Annotated in this window: 18 protein-coding genes and 1 tRNA gene; 7 read left to right on the top strand and 12 right to left on the bottom strand. The window is 59.0% G+C overall.

The features are described 5' to 3' along the window. Positions 1–14 precede the first annotated feature (14 nt). On the top strand, positions 15–242 hold the full coding sequence (locus MAMT_RS04225) for a hypothetical protein (RefSeq protein ID WP_142659766.1): 228 nt from the start codon (positions 15–17) through the stop codon (positions 240–242). A gap of 201 nt (positions 243–443) precedes the next feature. Here the strand turns inward: MAMT_RS04225 and MAMT_RS04220 are convergent, their stop codons facing one another. From MAMT_RS04220 to MAMT_RS04210, 3 genes are all read right to left on the bottom strand, one after another. Continuing rightward, positions 444–743, bottom strand: a complete 300-nt coding sequence (locus MAMT_RS04220; protein ID WP_142659765.1) for a hypothetical protein — start codon at positions 741–743, stop codon at positions 444–446. A 400-nt stretch (positions 744–1,143) separates the two neighbouring features. Further along, positions 1,144–1,527 (bottom strand): hypothetical protein, encoded by a 384-nt coding sequence (locus MAMT_RS04215; RefSeq protein ID WP_142659764.1) that lies wholly within the window; start codon positions 1,525–1,527, stop codon positions 1,144–1,146. Positions 1,528–1,697: 170 nt separating this feature from the next. After that, the gene (locus MAMT_RS04210) at positions 1,698–2,192 is read right to left on the bottom strand and encodes a thioredoxin family protein (RefSeq protein ID WP_142659763.1); all 495 of its coding nucleotides are present in this window, start codon (positions 2,190–2,192) and stop codon (positions 1,698–1,700) included. Between the two features lie 132 nt (positions 2,193–2,324). Here MAMT_RS04210 and MAMT_RS04205 point away from each other — a divergent pair, with 132 nt between their 5' ends. Further along, positions 2,325–3,791 carry a sigma-54-dependent transcriptional regulator gene (locus MAMT_RS04205; protein WP_142659762.1) on the top strand — a complete coding sequence of 489 codons (1,467 nt, stop codon included), beginning with the start codon at positions 2,325–2,327 and terminating at the stop codon, positions 3,789–3,791. A gap of 23 nt (positions 3,792–3,814) precedes the next feature. On the opposite strand, the gene MAMT_RS04200 is transcribed toward MAMT_RS04205, so the two are convergent. From MAMT_RS04200 to MAMT_RS04190, 3 genes are all read right to left on the bottom strand, one after another. Further along, positions 3,815–4,192: a Fur family transcriptional regulator gene (locus MAMT_RS04200; protein WP_142659761.1), complete on the bottom strand. Its 378-nt coding sequence runs from the start codon at positions 4,190–4,192 to the stop codon at positions 3,815–3,817. A gap of 17 nt (positions 4,193–4,209) precedes the next feature. Next, positions 4,210–4,755 (bottom strand): ribonuclease H-like domain-containing protein, encoded by a 546-nt coding sequence (locus MAMT_RS04195; protein ID WP_142659760.1) that lies wholly within the window; start codon positions 4,753–4,755, stop codon positions 4,210–4,212. Positions 4,756–4,919: 164 nt separating this feature from the next. Then, the gene (locus MAMT_RS04190; RefSeq protein ID WP_142659759.1) at positions 4,920–5,684 is read right to left on the bottom strand and encodes a hypothetical protein; all 765 of its coding nucleotides are present in this window, start codon (positions 5,682–5,684) and stop codon (positions 4,920–4,922) included. Between the two features lie 376 nt (positions 5,685–6,060). Between MAMT_RS04190 and rpsB the strand changes: the two genes are divergently transcribed. The 5 genes from rpsB to MAMT_RS04165 all read left to right on the top strand — a co-directional run bounded on the left by rpsB (position 6,061) and on the right by MAMT_RS04165 (position 11,059). Further along, a complete protein-coding gene (gene rpsB, locus MAMT_RS04185) occupies positions 6,061–6,840 on the top strand; it encodes a 30S ribosomal protein S2 (protein WP_142659758.1) in 780 nt (259 codons plus the stop codon). Between the two features lie 58 nt (positions 6,841–6,898). Next, positions 6,899–7,501 carry a translation elongation factor Ts gene (gene tsf, locus MAMT_RS04180; RefSeq protein ID WP_142659757.1) on the top strand — a complete coding sequence of 201 codons (603 nt, stop codon included), beginning with the start codon at positions 6,899–6,901 and terminating at the stop codon, positions 7,499–7,501. A 114-nt stretch (positions 7,502–7,615) separates the two neighbouring features. Further along, positions 7,616–8,977, top strand: coding sequence for an acetyl-CoA carboxylase biotin carboxylase subunit (accC, locus tag MAMT_RS04175; RefSeq protein ID WP_142659756.1), 1,362 nt, complete (start codon positions 7,616–7,618; stop codon positions 8,975–8,977). 4 nt (positions 8,978–8,981) lie between these two features. Continuing rightward, complete coding sequence (gene thiE / locus MAMT_RS04170; protein ID WP_142659755.1) at positions 8,982–9,653, top strand: thiamine phosphate synthase; 672 nt, start codon at positions 8,982–8,984, stop codon at positions 9,651–9,653. A 431-nt stretch (positions 9,654–10,084) separates the two neighbouring features. Next, the gene (locus MAMT_RS04165) at positions 10,085–11,059 is read left to right on the top strand and encodes an NADPH:quinone reductase (RefSeq protein WP_142659754.1); all 975 of its coding nucleotides are present in this window, start codon (positions 10,085–10,087) and stop codon (positions 11,057–11,059) included. Positions 11,060–11,093: 34 nt separating this feature from the next. Here the strand turns inward: MAMT_RS04165 and htpX are convergent, their stop codons facing one another. The 6 genes from htpX to infA form a co-directional block, all read right to left on the bottom strand. Next, entirely contained in the window at positions 11,094–11,999 is a 906-nt protein-coding gene (gene htpX / locus MAMT_RS04160) for a protease HtpX (protein WP_142659787.1), read from the bottom strand. 8 nt (positions 12,000–12,007) lie between these two features. Next, the gene (purD, locus tag MAMT_RS04155) at positions 12,008–13,342 is read right to left on the bottom strand and encodes a phosphoribosylamine--glycine ligase (protein ID WP_142659753.1); all 1,335 of its coding nucleotides are present in this window, start codon (positions 13,340–13,342) and stop codon (positions 12,008–12,010) included. After that, on the bottom strand, positions 13,339–14,151 hold the full coding sequence (locus tag MAMT_RS04150; RefSeq protein WP_142659752.1) for an MBL fold metallo-hydrolase: 813 nt from the start codon (positions 14,149–14,151) through the stop codon (positions 13,339–13,341). Before MAMT_RS04150 ends, purD begins: the two co-directional genes overlap by 4 nt. Before the next feature lie 16 nt (positions 14,152–14,167). After that, a tRNA-Asp gene (locus tag MAMT_RS04145) sits at positions 14,168–14,241 on the bottom strand. 214 nt (positions 14,242–14,455) lie between these two features. Beyond that, positions 14,456–15,325 carry an MBL fold metallo-hydrolase gene (locus tag MAMT_RS04140; RefSeq protein WP_142659751.1) on the bottom strand — a complete coding sequence of 290 codons (870 nt, stop codon included), beginning with the start codon at positions 15,323–15,325 and terminating at the stop codon, positions 14,456–14,458. A 21-nt stretch (positions 15,326–15,346) separates the two neighbouring features. Then, on the bottom strand, positions 15,347–15,585 hold a 239-nt coding region (infA, locus tag MAMT_RS04135; protein WP_142659750.1), incomplete at its 5' end, for a translation initiation factor IF-1.

Here is a 15,585-nt window from a genome sequence, read left to right as displayed (position 1 = left end):
AGCGAGAGCAGGTTGTGCTGAACACGCTCCTAACTCCCGAAGCGATTTCTGCGCCGGTCGGAACCCAAGCGGAACGGGCCGGGTTGGTTGCAGGATTGTTCCTGCTGGCCCTCGTGATCGGCGTTGTGGGAGCTTTCGTCTGGGCGGGCTACCGCCTGCTGAAGCGGGAGAGAACTCCGCCGCCGGCCTACGCGGAGTTTCTCAACCAGGATATTGTCGAGGAAGTCGACGCCGAAACTTAGCCTGCCTGTCCCCAAGCGTTCTCCTGCGGCTTGCGAAATGGGCCGTTCTGCCTCGTTAGGACTTGGTTTGTCTTCGTGCAGTATGTCGTCAACCAACTCCAGGGGAAAACCTGCGCCCCGCCTCGGGCACGAAGTTTGTGAGAGAGGTCGGCTGGGGTGGTGGACGCTGACCGGCGGCGATCTTGGGTGCGGACTCGCGTGTTACTGCTGCTGGGGCAAATAACCTTGTTCGGAAGCCGCCGGCGGGTTTTCCGAGGAGTCCGACTTCTCGATGGCGCGCGCAGGAGGGGGTGGAGGAGCCATGGCTCGAGGCAGGGGGGCGGGCGGATTCTGCATATCGAGAATCCTTAGACGCACGGCTTCACTCTCCTGGTGAAAGGCCTTCCTCTGTTCGATCAGGCGGGTCACGATCCGGGTCAAAAGATCAATCTTCTTGTCGCGGGAAGCCCCGTTCAATTCGCCTAGGAGGTGCTCCAGTTCGTCGTCTTGCTCGCGGGTCATCTTCCGCAAACGTTCTTGCATCTGTTGAATCTGCCGCTGTTGTGCGGAACTAGGCCGAGCGAGCACTGGCGAGGCAACGGGCTGTGCCGCTGCCGGGCGCAATTGGGCGAACATTGTGCCGAAAAAGGCTCCGGCTAGACCAAGCCGTACGGCGCGGCCCCAGGCAGATGTCGACGGACGGAAGGCTCGTCGGTGGAGGAAAGGGCTCATGCGAAAGGAGGGGGAAGAGGACGACGTTCGAAAGAAAACGAACGCGCGCTGCCGGTCACCCGGACTGCAAGCGACAAGAACGCTATGAGAGCCCGAATATCCAGGGGAGGTTGCTCCATCCGCCGGTCAAATGCGACCCCTTGAAATCCAGGCTGCGTATCGTCTTTGAAGCCGAGTAGCGGGACGAAACCTATTTCCCTTCACCCATCTGATGCATCCACTTTTGATGCATGCCTTCCATTGCGTCGTGCATTTCCTTCCGCTGTTCGACGAGCTTGTTGATCACGGCGCAGGCCCGATCGAGCTTCTTGTCGGAAGGAGCCTGGTTCATTTCTTCCGTCAGACGCCGCAACTCGGCGTCTTGGCGCTCCATGAGACGCCGCATCTTCTCATGATTTTCCCGCACCTGCCGGTGCATTGGGTGGTGATGATGATGGTTCTCCGGCGTGGCGGCCTGGGACTCGGCTTCCTGGGAGGAGGACGAAGAATCCTGGGCATGCAATGGGGAGGAGAGAAAGAGAGCCAGTGCACTCACCGAGAGTGCCTTCGCGCCTGTGGACCATGTTCGTTTCATATTCGTTGGATGTAAGGAAGCAGTTGTGTGCGAATGCTAGACTTGGGAGCGACTTCAGGAAAGATTTTCTTTCGGCTCCGGGTAAGGTCGCGATTCAGGCGCGCTTCGTCTCCGAGAGCGCGGGAACCCATTGGCCGTGCCTCGGCTATGCACTTGGTGAGATACGCAGGTCAACCTCCGGAAGTTGCTTTCTGACGAAGCTGCTCGACTTTGTCCAAGAACGGCTTGGCTCCGCCTGGCATGTAACCCATGGAGGCGACCTCTTGCCCTTCGGGATCCAGCAGCAGGATGGTCGGGAAGGCGTCGACGTGGTATCGGTCCGCGAGCTCTTTGTTCTGTTGCTTCAAAGCCTCCGTTTGCGGTTTGCGTTGAGGGAAATCGAGCTCAAGCAGCACGAGATGTTCCTTGGCGTACTGCTGAAACTCCGGGGTCGAAAACACTTCGCGCTGGAGCTTTTGGCACCACGGGCACCAGTCGGAACCGGTAAAGTTTGCCAGCACCAGCTTCTTTTGGGCTTTGGCTTCCTTGAGAGCCTTGGGATAATCCGTCGTCCAATTGGCAGATCCAGCGAAGGCCGCTGCGGAAAAAAGCAGGGGAACCATCCAACCGAGGACAAGGGCCAACCGTCCACTTTGAAGCCGCCGGGCGGCGCATGCGAAGTCCATGAGGCTGACAATACAGAGGGCTTCGATCTTTGGCAAATGCGCAGGTGATTCTCGAAGAGCAACCGAGATGGAGCGGGCAAAAGCGGATTTTGCTCTTGGCTCCGACGGCAAAGGGCTCCATTTTTCTAGTGCGTGACCATAGCTAAACAGACGGATCCATCAGCGACGAAGGAGCAAAAGCCCGTCCTCCGGCGTTCCATTCTCGTCGTAGACGATGAGCAGGACGTCCACTACTCATTCCAGAGGTTGCTGGAAGATCTGCCGATCGATGTGCGGGCTGCTCAATCGGGTGAGGCGGCCATCGAACTGCTCCGGAAGCAGCCCGCCGAAGTCGTCATCATGGATATCCGGATGGGCGGCAAGAATGGCTTGGAGACGCTCCGGGAGATGAAGCGCATTGCGCCGAAGCTCATCGTCCTGATGATGACCGCCTACGGCACATCCCATACCGCCATCGAAGCGATGAAGTTGGGTGCCTACGACTATATCCTGAAGCCGTTCGACATTCCCGATCTCCGGCACCTGATCGAGCGATTGTTGGAGGCCGCTCGTCTTGCTCAGGAAGAGGGTCAGACAACGGCGGGTACGGCCGATCGGCAGGGGTTGGCGCTCGTCGGAGACTGCGTCCGGATGCAGAAGGTCTACAAGCTGGTCGGCCAGGTGGCAAAGACCAATGCGACCGTGCTGATCACCGGGGAGAGCGGAACCGGGAAGGAGTTGATCGCCCGCGCGATCTACCAGCACAGCATGCGAGCCAATAAGCCTTTCATTGCGATCAATTGCGCTGCGATTCCGGAGAATCTCCTGGAAAGCGAGTTGTTTGGACATGAGCGGGGTTCGTTTACCGGGGCCATGGCTCAACGCATTGGAAAGTTTGAACAGGGCGACGGCGGGACGATTTTCCTGGACGAGATCGGGGAAATGCCCCTGGCGACCCAGAGCAAGATCTTGCGGGTCCTTCAGGAAGGCGAGGTTTCTCGGTTGGGGAGCAACGAGTCGATCCGAACGGATGTCCGCGTCATCGCGGCGACCAACAAGGATCTGGCTGCAGCGGTGCAACGCCGGGAGTTTCGCGCCGACCTTTTTTATCGCCTGAACGTCGTTCGGGTTTCCTTGCCTCCGCTGAGGGACCGGGCCGAGGATATTCCTGATCTTACGGCGCACTTCCTCCAGAAGCATCGGCGCTATCTTCCCCAGGCTGCGGTACGAATTGCACCGGATGCAATGCAGCTGCTGCAGGCCTATTCTTGGCCAGGCAATATCCGGGAGCTCGAAAACGTCATTCAGCGCGCCATGGTCTTGGCGGCCAGCAGCACCATTGAGATAAGCAACCTCCCGGAGGAAATGCAGGAGGAACTTTCCACCCATTCCGAGGGGCGGCGCTCGGCGGAAGAACGTGCGCTCGAGGAGACGGTGCAGATTTTAGGCGACCTCGTGTTGCAAAACGGCGCGACCGATTTAATCCAAAAGCTCGTGGGTCGTCTCGTCCAGAGGATCAAGAGGAAGCAGGGGGGCGATGAGCGGCAGGCTGCCGAGGCGCTCGGCTTGCGCTTGGCGGATTTGCGGAAGCTCGCCATGCCGCAAATACCCCGGGAGTAGGCGGTTTCTTCCGGCGAGAAGAGTTATTGCTCCTCTTGGCACTCGGGGCATTTTCCATACAAGATGATCTCGTGATCCAGGACTTGAAAGTTTGGCGGGGCCAGCTCGGCTAATTGTGCAGCACAGTCCGGAACCTCGAAGACCTTGCGGCAGCCGTTGCAGAAGAAGTGATGGTGGTGGCCTCGGGCTGCGGTTTCGTACCTGGGGGGTTCGCCGGGAATCTCGACGATGACGATCTTTCTGTCTTTACGCAGAGCCCGCAAAGCCCGGTAGACGGTCGCCACACCGAGGTGCGGTACGGCCTTTGCTGCCCGGGAGAGAATTTCCGGCGGGGTGAGCGGGCTTTCGGCAGCCTCGAGTACGGCGGCGATCGCAAGTTTTTGCTGCGTGATCCTTTCCATGCCGAGTCGTTGTTGTCTCAGGAAGGCTTCCAGGGGACGGAAAGGGACTCCTTACGCTGAGTTTGTTCGTTGAAATAGGAGATTTCTCCGTGGCGGACTCCATGCTCGTGGAGCAAGCGGGTGACCTTGACATCGTAGCAACAATATTCGGCAATCTGGAGGAGCTTGCCCTCTTTCCACCAGCGAAGAGCCTGCACTCCTTCCGCTGTCTTGCCGATGCCTAGGGTAGCGCGAGCGAGACTCTCCAGGCTCATGCGTCTCCCGGTCTGGGCTTCTACGTCCCGGAGAAGATCCAACGCGGGCAAGTCTCGGAGGTCGAACACCGTATAGGCCTCCAAAACAGGAAAATCGAAACCAAGGATGTTAAAGCCGACGATCAGGTCTGCGCTTCGCAGTTCCTGGAGAAGAGCTTCGACTTCCCCTTCCAAATAAATCCGATAACCCTGCCGAGCGGTTCCGTAGGTCACGCCCAGAGACATGCGCATGGCGCTCTTGTTGCGCCATCCTCCGACTTCGTTTGCCCCCTTCTGGGTTTCGAGGTCAAAATAGACGAGATTCATCATCGCTCGTGTATCCGTTCTGGTGGGCTACATCAGGGCTTGCGGGCTCTCTTTCGGCTCGTTCCCCTTGCGCCGCACGCAGGCGAGAAAGGTCGTCACCGTAGCACGGTTTTATCCGGAATCCAATCTCGAACCCGCAACGGATGTGGAAGGCGGAAAGGGCCGGATCACCGCTTCGCGGGGAAGAGCGCCGGCGCGAATAACCCGGAAGATTGCGCCGCCCTTCGCTCCTCGTTCAAGATTGCGCGAAGAAGAATGGCTTGCTCTCCGTATTTCATCCACGGGCCGGTCGGAACCTCCTCCTCGGAGACAAATCGCCAATCCGTAAGGTCTAGACCATGCAAGCCGAGAAGATCCCGCACCGCGGGCGAGACATCGAGTCCTGCTCCGTTGTAGAGATGGGGTCGATCGGAGCCGAAGATGTAGGAAGGAAAGTCGGCGCGCAACGGCCCGACATCTTCCCACTGTGCATAGGCGACTTTCCCTTTGTGTCGGATTTGCACCCAGCGACCTTTGCACTGAGAGACATAGCGATTGCCGCGGGAGGGTTCGCGGTACCAGGGGATCCATCGCCGGGCGAGATCCGGATAGGCCACGTCGTTAAAAGGCAATGCGACGTAGAAGGGATTCAGAGTGGCGGCGAAGCGTCGTGGCAGGAAACCGACGCGGCGGCTTGGATCATCGAGTCCGCCATAATTTCGAGTCCAGTGGACGTCCCAAGCGCTTGCGACATTCGTGGCCGCACTAATGGGAGTCCTTCCCTGTCCAATCCAGAACACGGTCGTGACGATGCTCTTGTGCCAAGGGTACGATGTCTTTTCCGAAGCAGCTTCCGCGGGGAAGCCCGTGCAGAACGTCAAGAGCAGACCGGCGGCCAGGGAAGCGACAAGGGCGGACAGGGGCCTCGGGGCGGGCAAGGTCGCTTTCTTCATGGGAAGTTCAGTTCCTGCTAGCCTTCCCGTTGCGTTCTGTCAATTTCATTCCTCGAAAGAGAAGAACGCAAGCCGGTTTCTTCCGGAGAAAGCGCGTATTCTTGCGATTTGGCTTGGCGGCAACCGGCACCAGCGCGTAGTGTTGATATTTCGCACGGAAACCAGCAGGTAGAGCCGCAAAATAGAGCCGCAGAAGAAAGACGGGCAGTGCGGGGTGGCGAATTGGGATGGCGGATGTTTGGGGCCGGGCGGAAAAGGGGCCTGCCCTCTATGATTTGCGAACGGTTTTACAGCAGACTACGGCAGCAGGCGCGACATGCCCGTGCACGAAGTGGAATTTAACGGAAAAGCCCGCACAGCAAAGCAAGGATAGGAGATGGTCGACGTAAAGGCATTGGTTGAGGCCGGAGTGCACTTCGGACATCGAACCGACAAGTGGCATCCTCGGATGAAGCGGTATCTCGCCGGATCACGAGGCGGGATCCATTGGATCGATCCGGAGAAGACGAGGCAGCAGTTGGAAAACGCATCACGCTTTCTGGAAAAGCTGTCGGGAGAGGGCGGTAAGGTGCTTTTTGTCGGTTGCAAACGACAAGCGGCGCCGAACGTCGAGGAGTGCGCGGCGGCCAGCGAATCTTTTTACGTCAGCCACCGCTGGCTTGGCGGCACGCTCACCAACTTGGTTACCATCCGAAAATCGGTGGAGCGGATGCGGTGGATCGACCATCTTGAGGAAAAAGGCCTGATGGATCGGATGCCGAAAAAGGAGGTTGCTGTTCTCCGTCGGGAGTACGGGAAGCTTCGTCGGCATCTCTGGGGAATCCGGGGAATGGAGAAAAGTCCTGAAGCGTTGATCGTGGTGGATGTCGTGCGGGAGGCGATTGCTGTCTCCGAAGCCAGGAAGCTGCGAATTCCCATCGTGGCGATCGTGGATACGAACGCCGATCCCGAAGCGATCGACTACCCGATTCCAGCCAACGATGACTCCATCCGTTCGGTTCGCCTGATTCTTCGGGAGCTCAACCAGTCGATCATCGAGGGGAAGACGAGGCTGGGATGGAGCCCCGCCCTTCCTGTGGACGAGGCGGCTTCCGGCGAAGAACAGGCTTCGCAGGTGCCATCCCACGTGCCGTTCGCGGGTGCCGCGTTGACGTAGGGGCTTTGACAGGGAATTGCGTCCGGCGCCGAGGCAGCCGGGAAGGGGTGGCGGAAACATGAAAGAACCGATCGGGCTGGAGCAAATTAAAGAGCTTCGGGAGAAGACCGGGGCGGGAGTCATGGACTGCAAGAGGGCGATCGAGCAGTCGGGCGGAAGCCTGGAAGAAGCCGAAAAGTGGCTTTGGAAGCGTGGAGTTGCCAAGGCTCAAAAAAAATCGGCCCGGGAGACGCCGGAAGGCGTCATCGCATCCTATATTCACGTGGGCGATAAGGTAGGCGTTCTTGTCGAGGTGAATTGCGAAACCGATTTCGTAGCCCGAAATGCCCTTTTTCGGGAGCTGGTCAAGGATCTCACTCTCCAAATTGCTGCGGCAAACCCTCAGTATATCACCCGTGATCAGGTTCCGGCGGAGGATGTGGAGCGCGTACGCCAGGCGATCGCGAAGGAGATCGTCGGCAAGCCTCAGGCGATCCTGGATAAAATTGTCGCGGGGAGGCTGGAAAAGTATTTTGCGACGAACTGTCTCCTGGAACAGACCTTTATCAAGGATCAGAACGCGACGGTGCGCGATGTGCTGGCGGCAAAGATCGGCCAAATTGGGGAAAACATCGTGATCCGTCGGTTTGTGCGATACCAGTTGGGTGAACCTTTGCACTGATTGCGAAGGGAGACGAAGGGTGCGTTTCCCGGGAGAGATCAGTTCATTCCGGGCGGAAGGATCGGAAGCATTCGATCCGGAAGCCTGAAAAGAAGGCGCGGAAGGGCGCAAGGGATGTTTAGCAAGGTTCTCATCGCGAATCGAGGAGAGATCGCCGTCCGGGTCATCCGGGCTTGTCGCGAACTCGGCGTTAAAGTCTTGGCGGTCTACTCGGACGCGGATCGAGATTCCTTGGCCGTCCGAATGGCGGACGAAGCGATCTGCATCGGATCCGGGCCGGCGATGTCCAGCTACCTGCGCGCCGACAGAATCATCAGTGCTGCGGAGATCGGCGACGTGGACGCCATCCATCCCGGCTATGGTTTCCTCGCGGAAAATGCAAACTTCGCCGAAATATGCTCAAGTTGTAATATCAAGTTCATCGGGCCGTCCGCTTCCGCCATCGCCAAGATAGGGGACAAAGTCCAGGCTCGCTTTCATGCGCGAAAGATCGGGGTTCCTGTTCCGGCAGGGAGCGAAGGGATCGTGGAGAATGAGCAAGAAGCCTTGCAGGCCGCTCGTCGGATTGGGTTCCCGGTCGTGTTGAAGGCCGTGGCAGGGGGTGGGGGAAAGGGGATGCGTGTCGCCCATAACGACGTGAGCTTGGTGCAAGGGTTTCATGCTGCGCGCATCGAGGCGGAAAAGGCGTTTGGAGAAGGGGGCCTTTACGTGGAAAAGCTGATCGAAGACCCCCACCATGTGGAGATTCAAATCGTCGGGGACCAGCGGGGACGGGTGATCCACCTTGGAGAAAGGGACTGCTCGATCCAGAGGAAGAATCAAAAACTTCTGGAAGAATCGCCTTCTCCGATCCTGGATGCCGGACTTCGCAAGAAGATGGGGCGAGCAGCCGTCCGTTTGGCCGAATCGATTCATTACGAAAACATGGGAACCGTCGAATTTCTCGTCGATGGGAGCGGCGCTTTCTACTTCATCGAGATGAACGCCCGCATCCAGGTAGAGCATCCCGTCACCGAGCAGGCTTACGCGATCGATCTAGTGAAGGAGCAGATCAAGGTCGCAGCGGGTTATCCACTCGACAAGAATTGGGATGGCCGAGAGCCCGTGCAACACGCGGTGGAGATGCGAATCAATGCCGAGGATGTCTGGAAAGATTTTCGTCCTTCCCCGGGTAGGATCGAGGCGCTTCAATTCCCCGGCGGGCCGGGAGTCCGCGTCGACTCTCACCTGGTTCTTGGCGCGACGATCCCCCCTTACTACGACTCGCTGCTCGCAAAAGTCATCGCCTCCGGTCAGACACGGGAAGAGGCGTTGGCGCGCTTAGGACGAGCCCTGGACGAGCTGGTCCTGGAAGGGGTGAAGACGACCGTGCCGCTGGGCAAGGCGATCCTCCGCGATCCCGATTTCCGCAGAGGGGATTATTCCACCACCTTTTTGCCCAGACTCCTGGCCGCTAAGGGTGCGGAAAAGACGTAGCGTCATGGACGGCGAAGAGCGGCTATGGCTTCGAAAGATGCGGCTTCGCCAAGCGCGTCTTTACGGGATCATCGACTTGGGAGTGCTGGGGGACATGGATCCTGCGGCTACTGCGGAAAAGATGGTGGCCGGCGGAGTCGAAATCCTTCAGCTTCGCGCAAAAGGCCGTACGCCGGAATCCTTGGAGGCGCTTGCCCTCTCCTTACGGGAACTGGCCGACTGTGCCGGAGTTCTTTTCCTGATCAACGATTGGCCTCTTTTGGCTCGGCGAGTGGGAGCAGACGGTGTCCATCTCGGACAGGAAGACCAGCCTATTGCGGAGGCACGGGAAATCCTTGCCGATGCGCAACTGATCGGGAAATCGACTCACTCGCTGGAACAGGCCTTAGCCGCGGAACGGGAGGGAGCCGATTATATTGCAGTCGGCCCCGTCTTTGCCACGCCGACAAAACCAGAGGCCAAGCCTGTTGGTCTGCGTTTGATCGGGGAGGTGCGCGGATGCCTGAAGAAGCCATTCTTCTGTATCGGAGGAATCCGCAAGCCGAATTTGCCGGCGGTCTTGAGCGCGGGAGCCGATCGGGTGGTGATGGTCTCCGCCATTTTGCAGGCAGCAGACATCGAGGGATATTGCCGCGAGGTCGCAGCCATGCTCGGACCCAAGAACCTTCTGGCCTAAGCCTGCATGTCTCACGAGACCGCCAACGGCGTCCGTGCCCTATTCCGCTAAGGCAAGAAGGTCGTTCGAAGGCTGGAAGACGGCGCAGAATCTCTTGTCGACCTCGAGGATCGAGATCCCTTGTCGACCCATTGGTCACGATCGCGACGATGGAGAGATTCTTCTGGATCCGGAGGATCACCGCGGTGTCGTTCGCGCCGCCCTGGACTGCCGCCGCCGGAACAACCCGCATCCTCCATGGGTTGAGCCCGCTCCCGTTCTATGGAACCCATCCCTAAAGTTTCAGAATACAAGTGGGTCAATTTTCAATCGGCGTTGACATGAGAGCAGTACGCGGGCACCCGGGAGAAGGGAAAAAAACAGACGCCTCTCAAGAAGATGCGAAGCGCAGTCCTTGCCCCGATCCGGGTCCGGCGTCAGGATCTAGCGCTATGCATGCCATTGTGGTCAAGGCTTACGGCGGGCCGGAGGTTTTATCTTGGGAAGAGTGTCGGGATCCCCGGCCGGGTCCGGCCGAGCTGCTCCTCTCCGTGCGGGCGGCAGGGGTCAATCCGGGCGACGTCTACCTCCGGTCGGGAGGACACGATCCCTCGCTCTTGCCGTTTGTCCCGGGCGTGGATGGAGCCGGCGTCGTGGAAGAGGTTGGCCGGGGGGTGTGTCGATTTCGCCCGGGAGACCGTGTCTATTTTTCCCTCTGGAAGAATACCGGAGCCTATGCAGAGCGGATCGTCTGCCGCGAGCACGAGGCGGAACGACTGGTCGATGCTCTGGATTTTGTACAAGGAGCCGCCATTGGAATCCCCTGTAGTGCGGCGTACCGAGCGCTCTTTCTACGCGCAGGGGCTGCGGCAGGAGACGTCGTCCTCATTCATGGGGCGAGCGGAAGCGTCGGGCTGGCCGCTGTTCAGCTCGCGCGAGCCGCCGGACTGACCGTCATCGGCACCGCGGGCGATGAAGAGGGGAGAAGACGCATCGTAGAGGAAGGAGCTCACCATGCCTTGGATCATCGCTCGCCCGAGCATTTTCGCCACGTCCTTGAGATCACCAAAGGGCAGGGAGTGGACATCGTATTGGAGATGCTGGCGAACGCTAATCTGGGAAAGGACTTTGACATCACTGCCACGGGGGGAAAGGTGGTCGTGATTGGCTCCCGGGGATTGGTGGAGATCGATCCGCGGGGATTGATCTCCCGGGACCTTTCCGTCTTCGGAATGTCGCTTTCCGCTGCTTCTCCCAAGGAGCGGCAGATCATCGCGGCCGCGGTGGCGGCACGCTTGAAAAAAGGACTTTTGCGACCCGTGATTCGAACCATCCTGCCCATGTCGGCCGCGGCTCAGGCACAACGGCTGGTCATGGAACCGGGAGCTTCCGGAAAAATCGTCCTGGTACCGCCCGCATGCACCTAGCCGGCAGCCTTCTGCCAACCGAGGGATCGGCCGATCAAGCCGCAACCTGGAGCCGCTCCAAAGCAGCAATCCGCTCCTCGAGAGGAGGATGGGTGGCCAGGAGGGAGAGAAAGCCGCTTGGCTTGCCGTTGATCTTTAATGTATTCAGACTGGCCGATCGCTCGTCGATCACCGGCCCGCCCTCGCTGAGAGCCTGAAGCCCGCGAAGTGCCGAAAGCATCGCGTCCGGCCCGGCAATGTGGGCGCTCCCCGCGTCTGCCCGAAACTCCCTCTGCCGCGAGTACCACGCGACGATGAAAGAGGCGAGAATCCCTAAGACGATCTCGGAAAGGAACATACCGATGAAGAATCCCATGCCCATGCCTCGACGCTCGTCATTGTCCCGATTGAGGAAACTATCCACGGCAACACCGATGATTCGGGAGAGGAAGACCACGAAGGTGTTCACCACCCCCTGCAGAAGTGTCATGGTGACCATGTCACCATTCGAAACGTGGGTGAGTTCGTGACCGAGGACTCCTTCGATCTGACGACGATTCATCTGGGAGAGAAGGCCGGAACTGACCGCGACCAGTGCGTTGGAGCGGGACGGTCCCGTAGCAAACGCGTTGACTTCCGGGCTCTGGTAGATACCGACCTCCGGCATGGCAATCCGGGCGCGAGCCGCGAGGGATCGTACGGTATTCAGGAGCCATTCTTCCCCTTCGGTCTGAGGGGAATCGATGATCTGAATCTGATAGGCCATCTTGGCCATCCACTTCGAGATGGCCAGAGAGATAAAGCTTCCCGAAAAACCGACGACCAAGGAGAAGACCAACAGAAGCGGATAATTGATGCCCGCCGCCGTCAGCCAGCGATCGAGGTGCAAGAGAGAGATGACGGCGGTCAGCAGTACCAGGACTGCGACGTTAGTAACCGTCAAAAGAAAAATGCGCTTCATCATGCCCACTAGTATAATGGCTCGAACCTAGAAAGCAAGCCGTGCTCGCCCTCCGGCTCCGGAACCGGCCGGCCGGCAAGGAAAGAGGCGATGTCCTTGCGGAAATGCATGTCGGGGAAGGTAACCGCGTTTACTTGTTCGTAGGCGCGTTTCCGCGCCTCGGCGAGGCGATCCCCCCAGCCGACCGCCGTGAAAACTCTTCCCCCTGAAGTTCGAAGAATCCCTTGGGTCTGCTTCGTGGCGCCGTAGAAGAGAAGACCTTGCCTTTCGGAAGCGGGAGCTTTCGCTTCGGAGAGGATGATGCGGTCCTCGAGACGCGGGTTTTCGGGATAGCCTGAGGAGGAGATCACAACCCCGACGACGGAGCGCCGGTGCCGGAGGAGATGGAGCTGTCCCAGCTCGTCGCGGCAGGTCGCGCCCGCGATTTCGCTCAAAGGGGTTTTCAGAGTGGGGAGGAGGACCTGCGCCTCGGGATCTCCAAGGCGGACGTTGATCTCCAAGAGGAAAGGGCCGTCTTGCGTGATCATCAGGCCGGCGTAAAGAACGCCGCGGTAGTCGAGGCGCTCTCCAGTGCAGGCGGCATGCAGGCGGGAGAAGATCGATTCTTCGATTTGCCGTAGCAAGGCCGGAGAGACGAACGGACTTGGCAGAAAGGCTCCCATGCCTCCCGTGTTCGGACCTCGGTCGCCATCATCGATCCGTTTGTAATCGTGCGCGACGCCCAGGAGGGAATACTGGTTGGCATCAAAAAGCGCGAATGCGGAAAGCTCGACTCCTTCCAGAAAGGCCTCGATCAAGATCCGCTGCCCGGCCGCTCCATAAAGCCGCCGATCCATCAGGGAAGCGATCGCTTTCTGGGCTTCTAGGAAGTCTGTCACGATGAAGACGCCCTTACCGGATGCAAGGCCATCGGCCTTGATTACTTGCGGAAAGGGGAACCCCCGGCTGAAGGAAGTCGCTTCACGGGGGTCGTCGAAAGAACGGGCTTCCGCCGTGGGAATGCCGTAGCGCTTTGCGAGATCCTTCGTCCACACCTTGCTGCCTTCGAGCCGCGCCGATCGAGCGGACGGGCCGAAAACCGAAAGACCATGCCGTCCGAAGGCGTCGGTGATGCCGGCGCAGAGGGGGGCTTCGGGGCCGACCACGGTCAGATCCGGCCTCAGTTCTTGAGCCAGGAGACTGAGCGAGTCGATATCGTCGGCGGCGATCGGTAGGTTTTCGGCATGTAACGCCGTTCCGGCGTTGCCGGGAGCCGCGTAAAGCTTTTCGACTTCCGGGTCCTGCCGGAGCGACCAGCAGAGGGCGTGCTCGCGGGAGCCGCCGCCGATGACCAAAACTTTCATGGAGTACCTCGGAATGCGTAGATCATGGGGGAGGGAGGAAGTTCCGCCGCGGAGAGAGAAAACTCCGAACCGTCGATCCACCGGACATTGGATCGGTTGTCCAAGTAGCTGGCGAGAGTTCGTAATTCCAGGTCGCCGCTCAATTCGGTTCGATAGGCAATAGGAACGATGATTCGTGCGGAAAGATCGGCAGCGATCTTGTCGAGCTCGGAGACGAGCAGACCGTCTCGGCCAACCGGAAGAAAGAGAACGTCCACGGTACCGAACTCGTTCAGCAATTCCGGGCTCAGAGGATGTCCCAGGTCACCGAGGTGGGCAAAACGGATCCCATCCAGATTGAAAACAAAAGCGGTGTTATGCCCGTGAATGTTCCCTTGAGATTTGTCGCGGAAGCAGAGAATGCCTCGGAAGAGAAGGCCACGGGCATTGTTCGTGCCGAGAGCCGCGACGCTGCGAAAAATCTGTGGCGTTCCCTGGATGCGTTCTCCTGCGGAACGATCGTTCGCTTCGTTGCTGATCAAAACGACATCGGCCTGGAGAGAGCCAGGAAAGCGATAGTGGACCGTTTCGTCGCCGAAAGGATCGATGGCAATTCGGATGCCGGAAGAAGCGATGAGATAGACGAAAGCGTGGCCATACCATCGGATCAAGACGCTCGGAGCCGCAGCGTGTCCAGTCTGGGCAAGGAAAAGAAAGGGAGATTGGAGGAAGAGCAGGAGGAACGCGCGAACCAGCCATCTTCCTCGGCGCAAGGTTCGCTTGCAGAAGGCGGAATTGCGCTCCGAGCCGGGCGATGGCTTTAGCTGCATAGGTCGTTAAATAAACCGGAGCCAACGGGTCTCGAACCCGCAACCTCTGCCGTGACAGGGCAGCGCTCTAACCAATTGAGCTATGGCTCCCTGGTTTATTCGAAGCATCCCTCTTCCGAATGGAGGAGAGGAAGTTTCGCCGGGATTCCGATCCCTTGGATGGTTTGTCACCATATTCTACCCTTCGCAAGAGTGACAATGGAAATCTGCCTGACTTTTCGTCCGCAGATGCGGCCCAAGCCGCGAGAGCAGGTTTCCTGCCCGGACGGAGTGCTTGCCGCGCTTCTGTTTCGATTCCGCTTGCTCAAAAGACCTGCGGAACCCCTTCGTGTAAAAAATGGACCTGCGAAAGGACGCCCGCGCGGCTCGCGGCAACCAATAGCCGGTGGGCAGGCTCATGAAGGGGCTCGTAGCTCATCCGGTATGTTCCAAAGTGCATGGGGATGAGAATCTTGCCCTGTAGTTCGAGAAAGGCTTGGACGGCTTTCTCCGGGGTGATATGGGACACTCGTTTCGAAGGCTGATCGTAGCAGCCGATCGGCATGAGGACGATCTCCGGCCGGAGCCGCCTCCCGATCTCCGGGAACTCCTTGAAGTAGGCGGTGTCCCCGCAATGGTAGACGGTGCGCCCGCCATAGGTGAGGGAATAGCCGCCGTAGCCGCGATGTCTGTCCGCGAGATACCGCGCGCCCCAATGATGCGCGGGTGTAAACGTCATCGAAAGCCCTTGCAACTCCCAACGATCCCACCAGGCCATCTCCCGCACCTGCTCGAAACCCAGGTCATGCACCAGGTTGCCGACTCCGGACGGGACGAGTACGGGCTGCCGGGCAGCAATTTCTCGAAGGGACTTCCGATTGAGATGATCGAAATGAGCGTGGGTGATGAGCACCAAATCGATATTCGGCAGGTCACGGATGGCGATGCCTGCTCGTTTGAGCCTGCGGATCACGAGCATCCAATTGGCCCAGTTCGGATCGATCAGGATATTGTGCCGCGGCGTTTGAATGAGGAAAGACGCATGCCCAACCCATGTCAGGCAGACTTGACCTTCAGAGAGAGCAGGGAAGGTAGGAGAGAGACGAACGCCGCCTCGCCGGACGAAGAGCGAAGGCAACAAGACATCTAAGAGAAAATTGCGATATCCCTTCTTTGGCGGCTTGGAACTGTGCACCGTGTAAGGAGGTGCTTTGGTTTAGTGCCGACGACCCCCGCGTCGGAATCTTTGGGTCCTTCGCGCGGGGCGCCTGTCTTGAGAAGGACGATCCAGCCGGTAGAGGATGCGAGCTTTGGTCAGGTCGTGCGGGGACATTTCCAGCTTGACCCGATCGCCGCATGTCAGTCGAACGAAATGCTTTCGCATTTTCCCGGAAATATGCGCAAGAACCTGGTGCTGGCTCTCGTCCAACTCCACCCGGAACATGGTTCCGGGAA

The sequence above is a fragment of the Methylacidimicrobium tartarophylax genome (genome assembly GCF_902143375.2).
In the GTDB taxonomy this organism is placed as follows: Bacteria; Verrucomicrobiota; Verrucomicrobiia; order Methylacidiphilales; family Methylacidiphilaceae; genus Methylacidimicrobium; species Methylacidimicrobium tartarophylax.
Note: the sequence above shows the minus strand (reverse complement) of the source record. Positions and strands in the feature narration are given on the sequence as shown.

What these genes read in the sequence shown, in the direction of transcription:
- thiE (WP_142659755.1), top strand. Translation starts at nt 8,982, where the DNA reads ATGGACGGCGAAGAGCGGCTATGGCTTCGAAAGATGCGGCTTCGCCAA.
- accC (WP_142659756.1), top strand. Translation starts at nt 7,616, where the DNA reads ATGTTTAGCAAGGTTCTCATCGCGAATCGAGGAGAGATCGCCGTCCGG.
- MAMT_RS04190 (WP_142659759.1), bottom strand. Translation starts at nt 5,684, where the DNA reads ATGAAGAAAGCGACCTTGCCCGCCCCGAGGCCCCTGTCCGCCCTTGTC.
- MAMT_RS04220 (WP_142659765.1), bottom strand. Translation starts at nt 743, where the DNA reads ATGACCCGCGAGCAAGACGACGAACTGGAGCACCTCCTAGGCGAATTG.
- MAMT_RS04150 (WP_142659752.1), bottom strand. Translation starts at nt 14,151, where the DNA reads ATGCAGCTAAAGCCATCGCCCGGCTCGGAGCGCAATTCCGCCTTCTGC.
- MAMT_RS04165 (WP_142659754.1), top strand. Translation starts at nt 10,085, where the DNA reads ATGCATGCCATTGTGGTCAAGGCTTACGGCGGGCCGGAGGTTTTATCT.
- purD (WP_142659753.1), bottom strand. Translation starts at nt 13,342, where the DNA reads ATGAAAGTTTTGGTCATCGGCGGCGGCTCCCGCGAGCACGCCCTCTGC.
- htpX (WP_142659787.1), bottom strand. Translation starts at nt 11,999, where the DNA reads ATGAAGCGCATTTTTCTTTTGACGGTTACTAACGTCGCAGTCCTGGTA.
- rpsB (WP_142659758.1), top strand. Translation starts at nt 6,061, where the DNA reads ATGGTCGACGTAAAGGCATTGGTTGAGGCCGGAGTGCACTTCGGACAT.
- MAMT_RS04195 (WP_142659760.1), bottom strand. Translation starts at nt 4,755, where the DNA reads ATGATGAATCTCGTCTATTTTGACCTCGAAACCCAGAAGGGGGCAAAC.
- MAMT_RS04215 (WP_142659764.1), bottom strand. Translation starts at nt 1,527, where the DNA reads ATGAAACGAACATGGTCCACAGGCGCGAAGGCACTCTCGGTGAGTGCA.
- tsf (WP_142659757.1), top strand. Translation starts at nt 6,899, where the DNA reads ATGAAAGAACCGATCGGGCTGGAGCAAATTAAAGAGCTTCGGGAGAAG.
- MAMT_RS04210 (WP_142659763.1), bottom strand. Translation starts at nt 2,192, where the DNA reads ATGGACTTCGCATGCGCCGCCCGGCGGCTTCAAAGTGGACGGTTGGCC.
- MAMT_RS04200 (WP_142659761.1), bottom strand. Translation starts at nt 4,192, where the DNA reads ATGGAAAGGATCACGCAGCAAAAACTTGCGATCGCCGCCGTACTCGAG.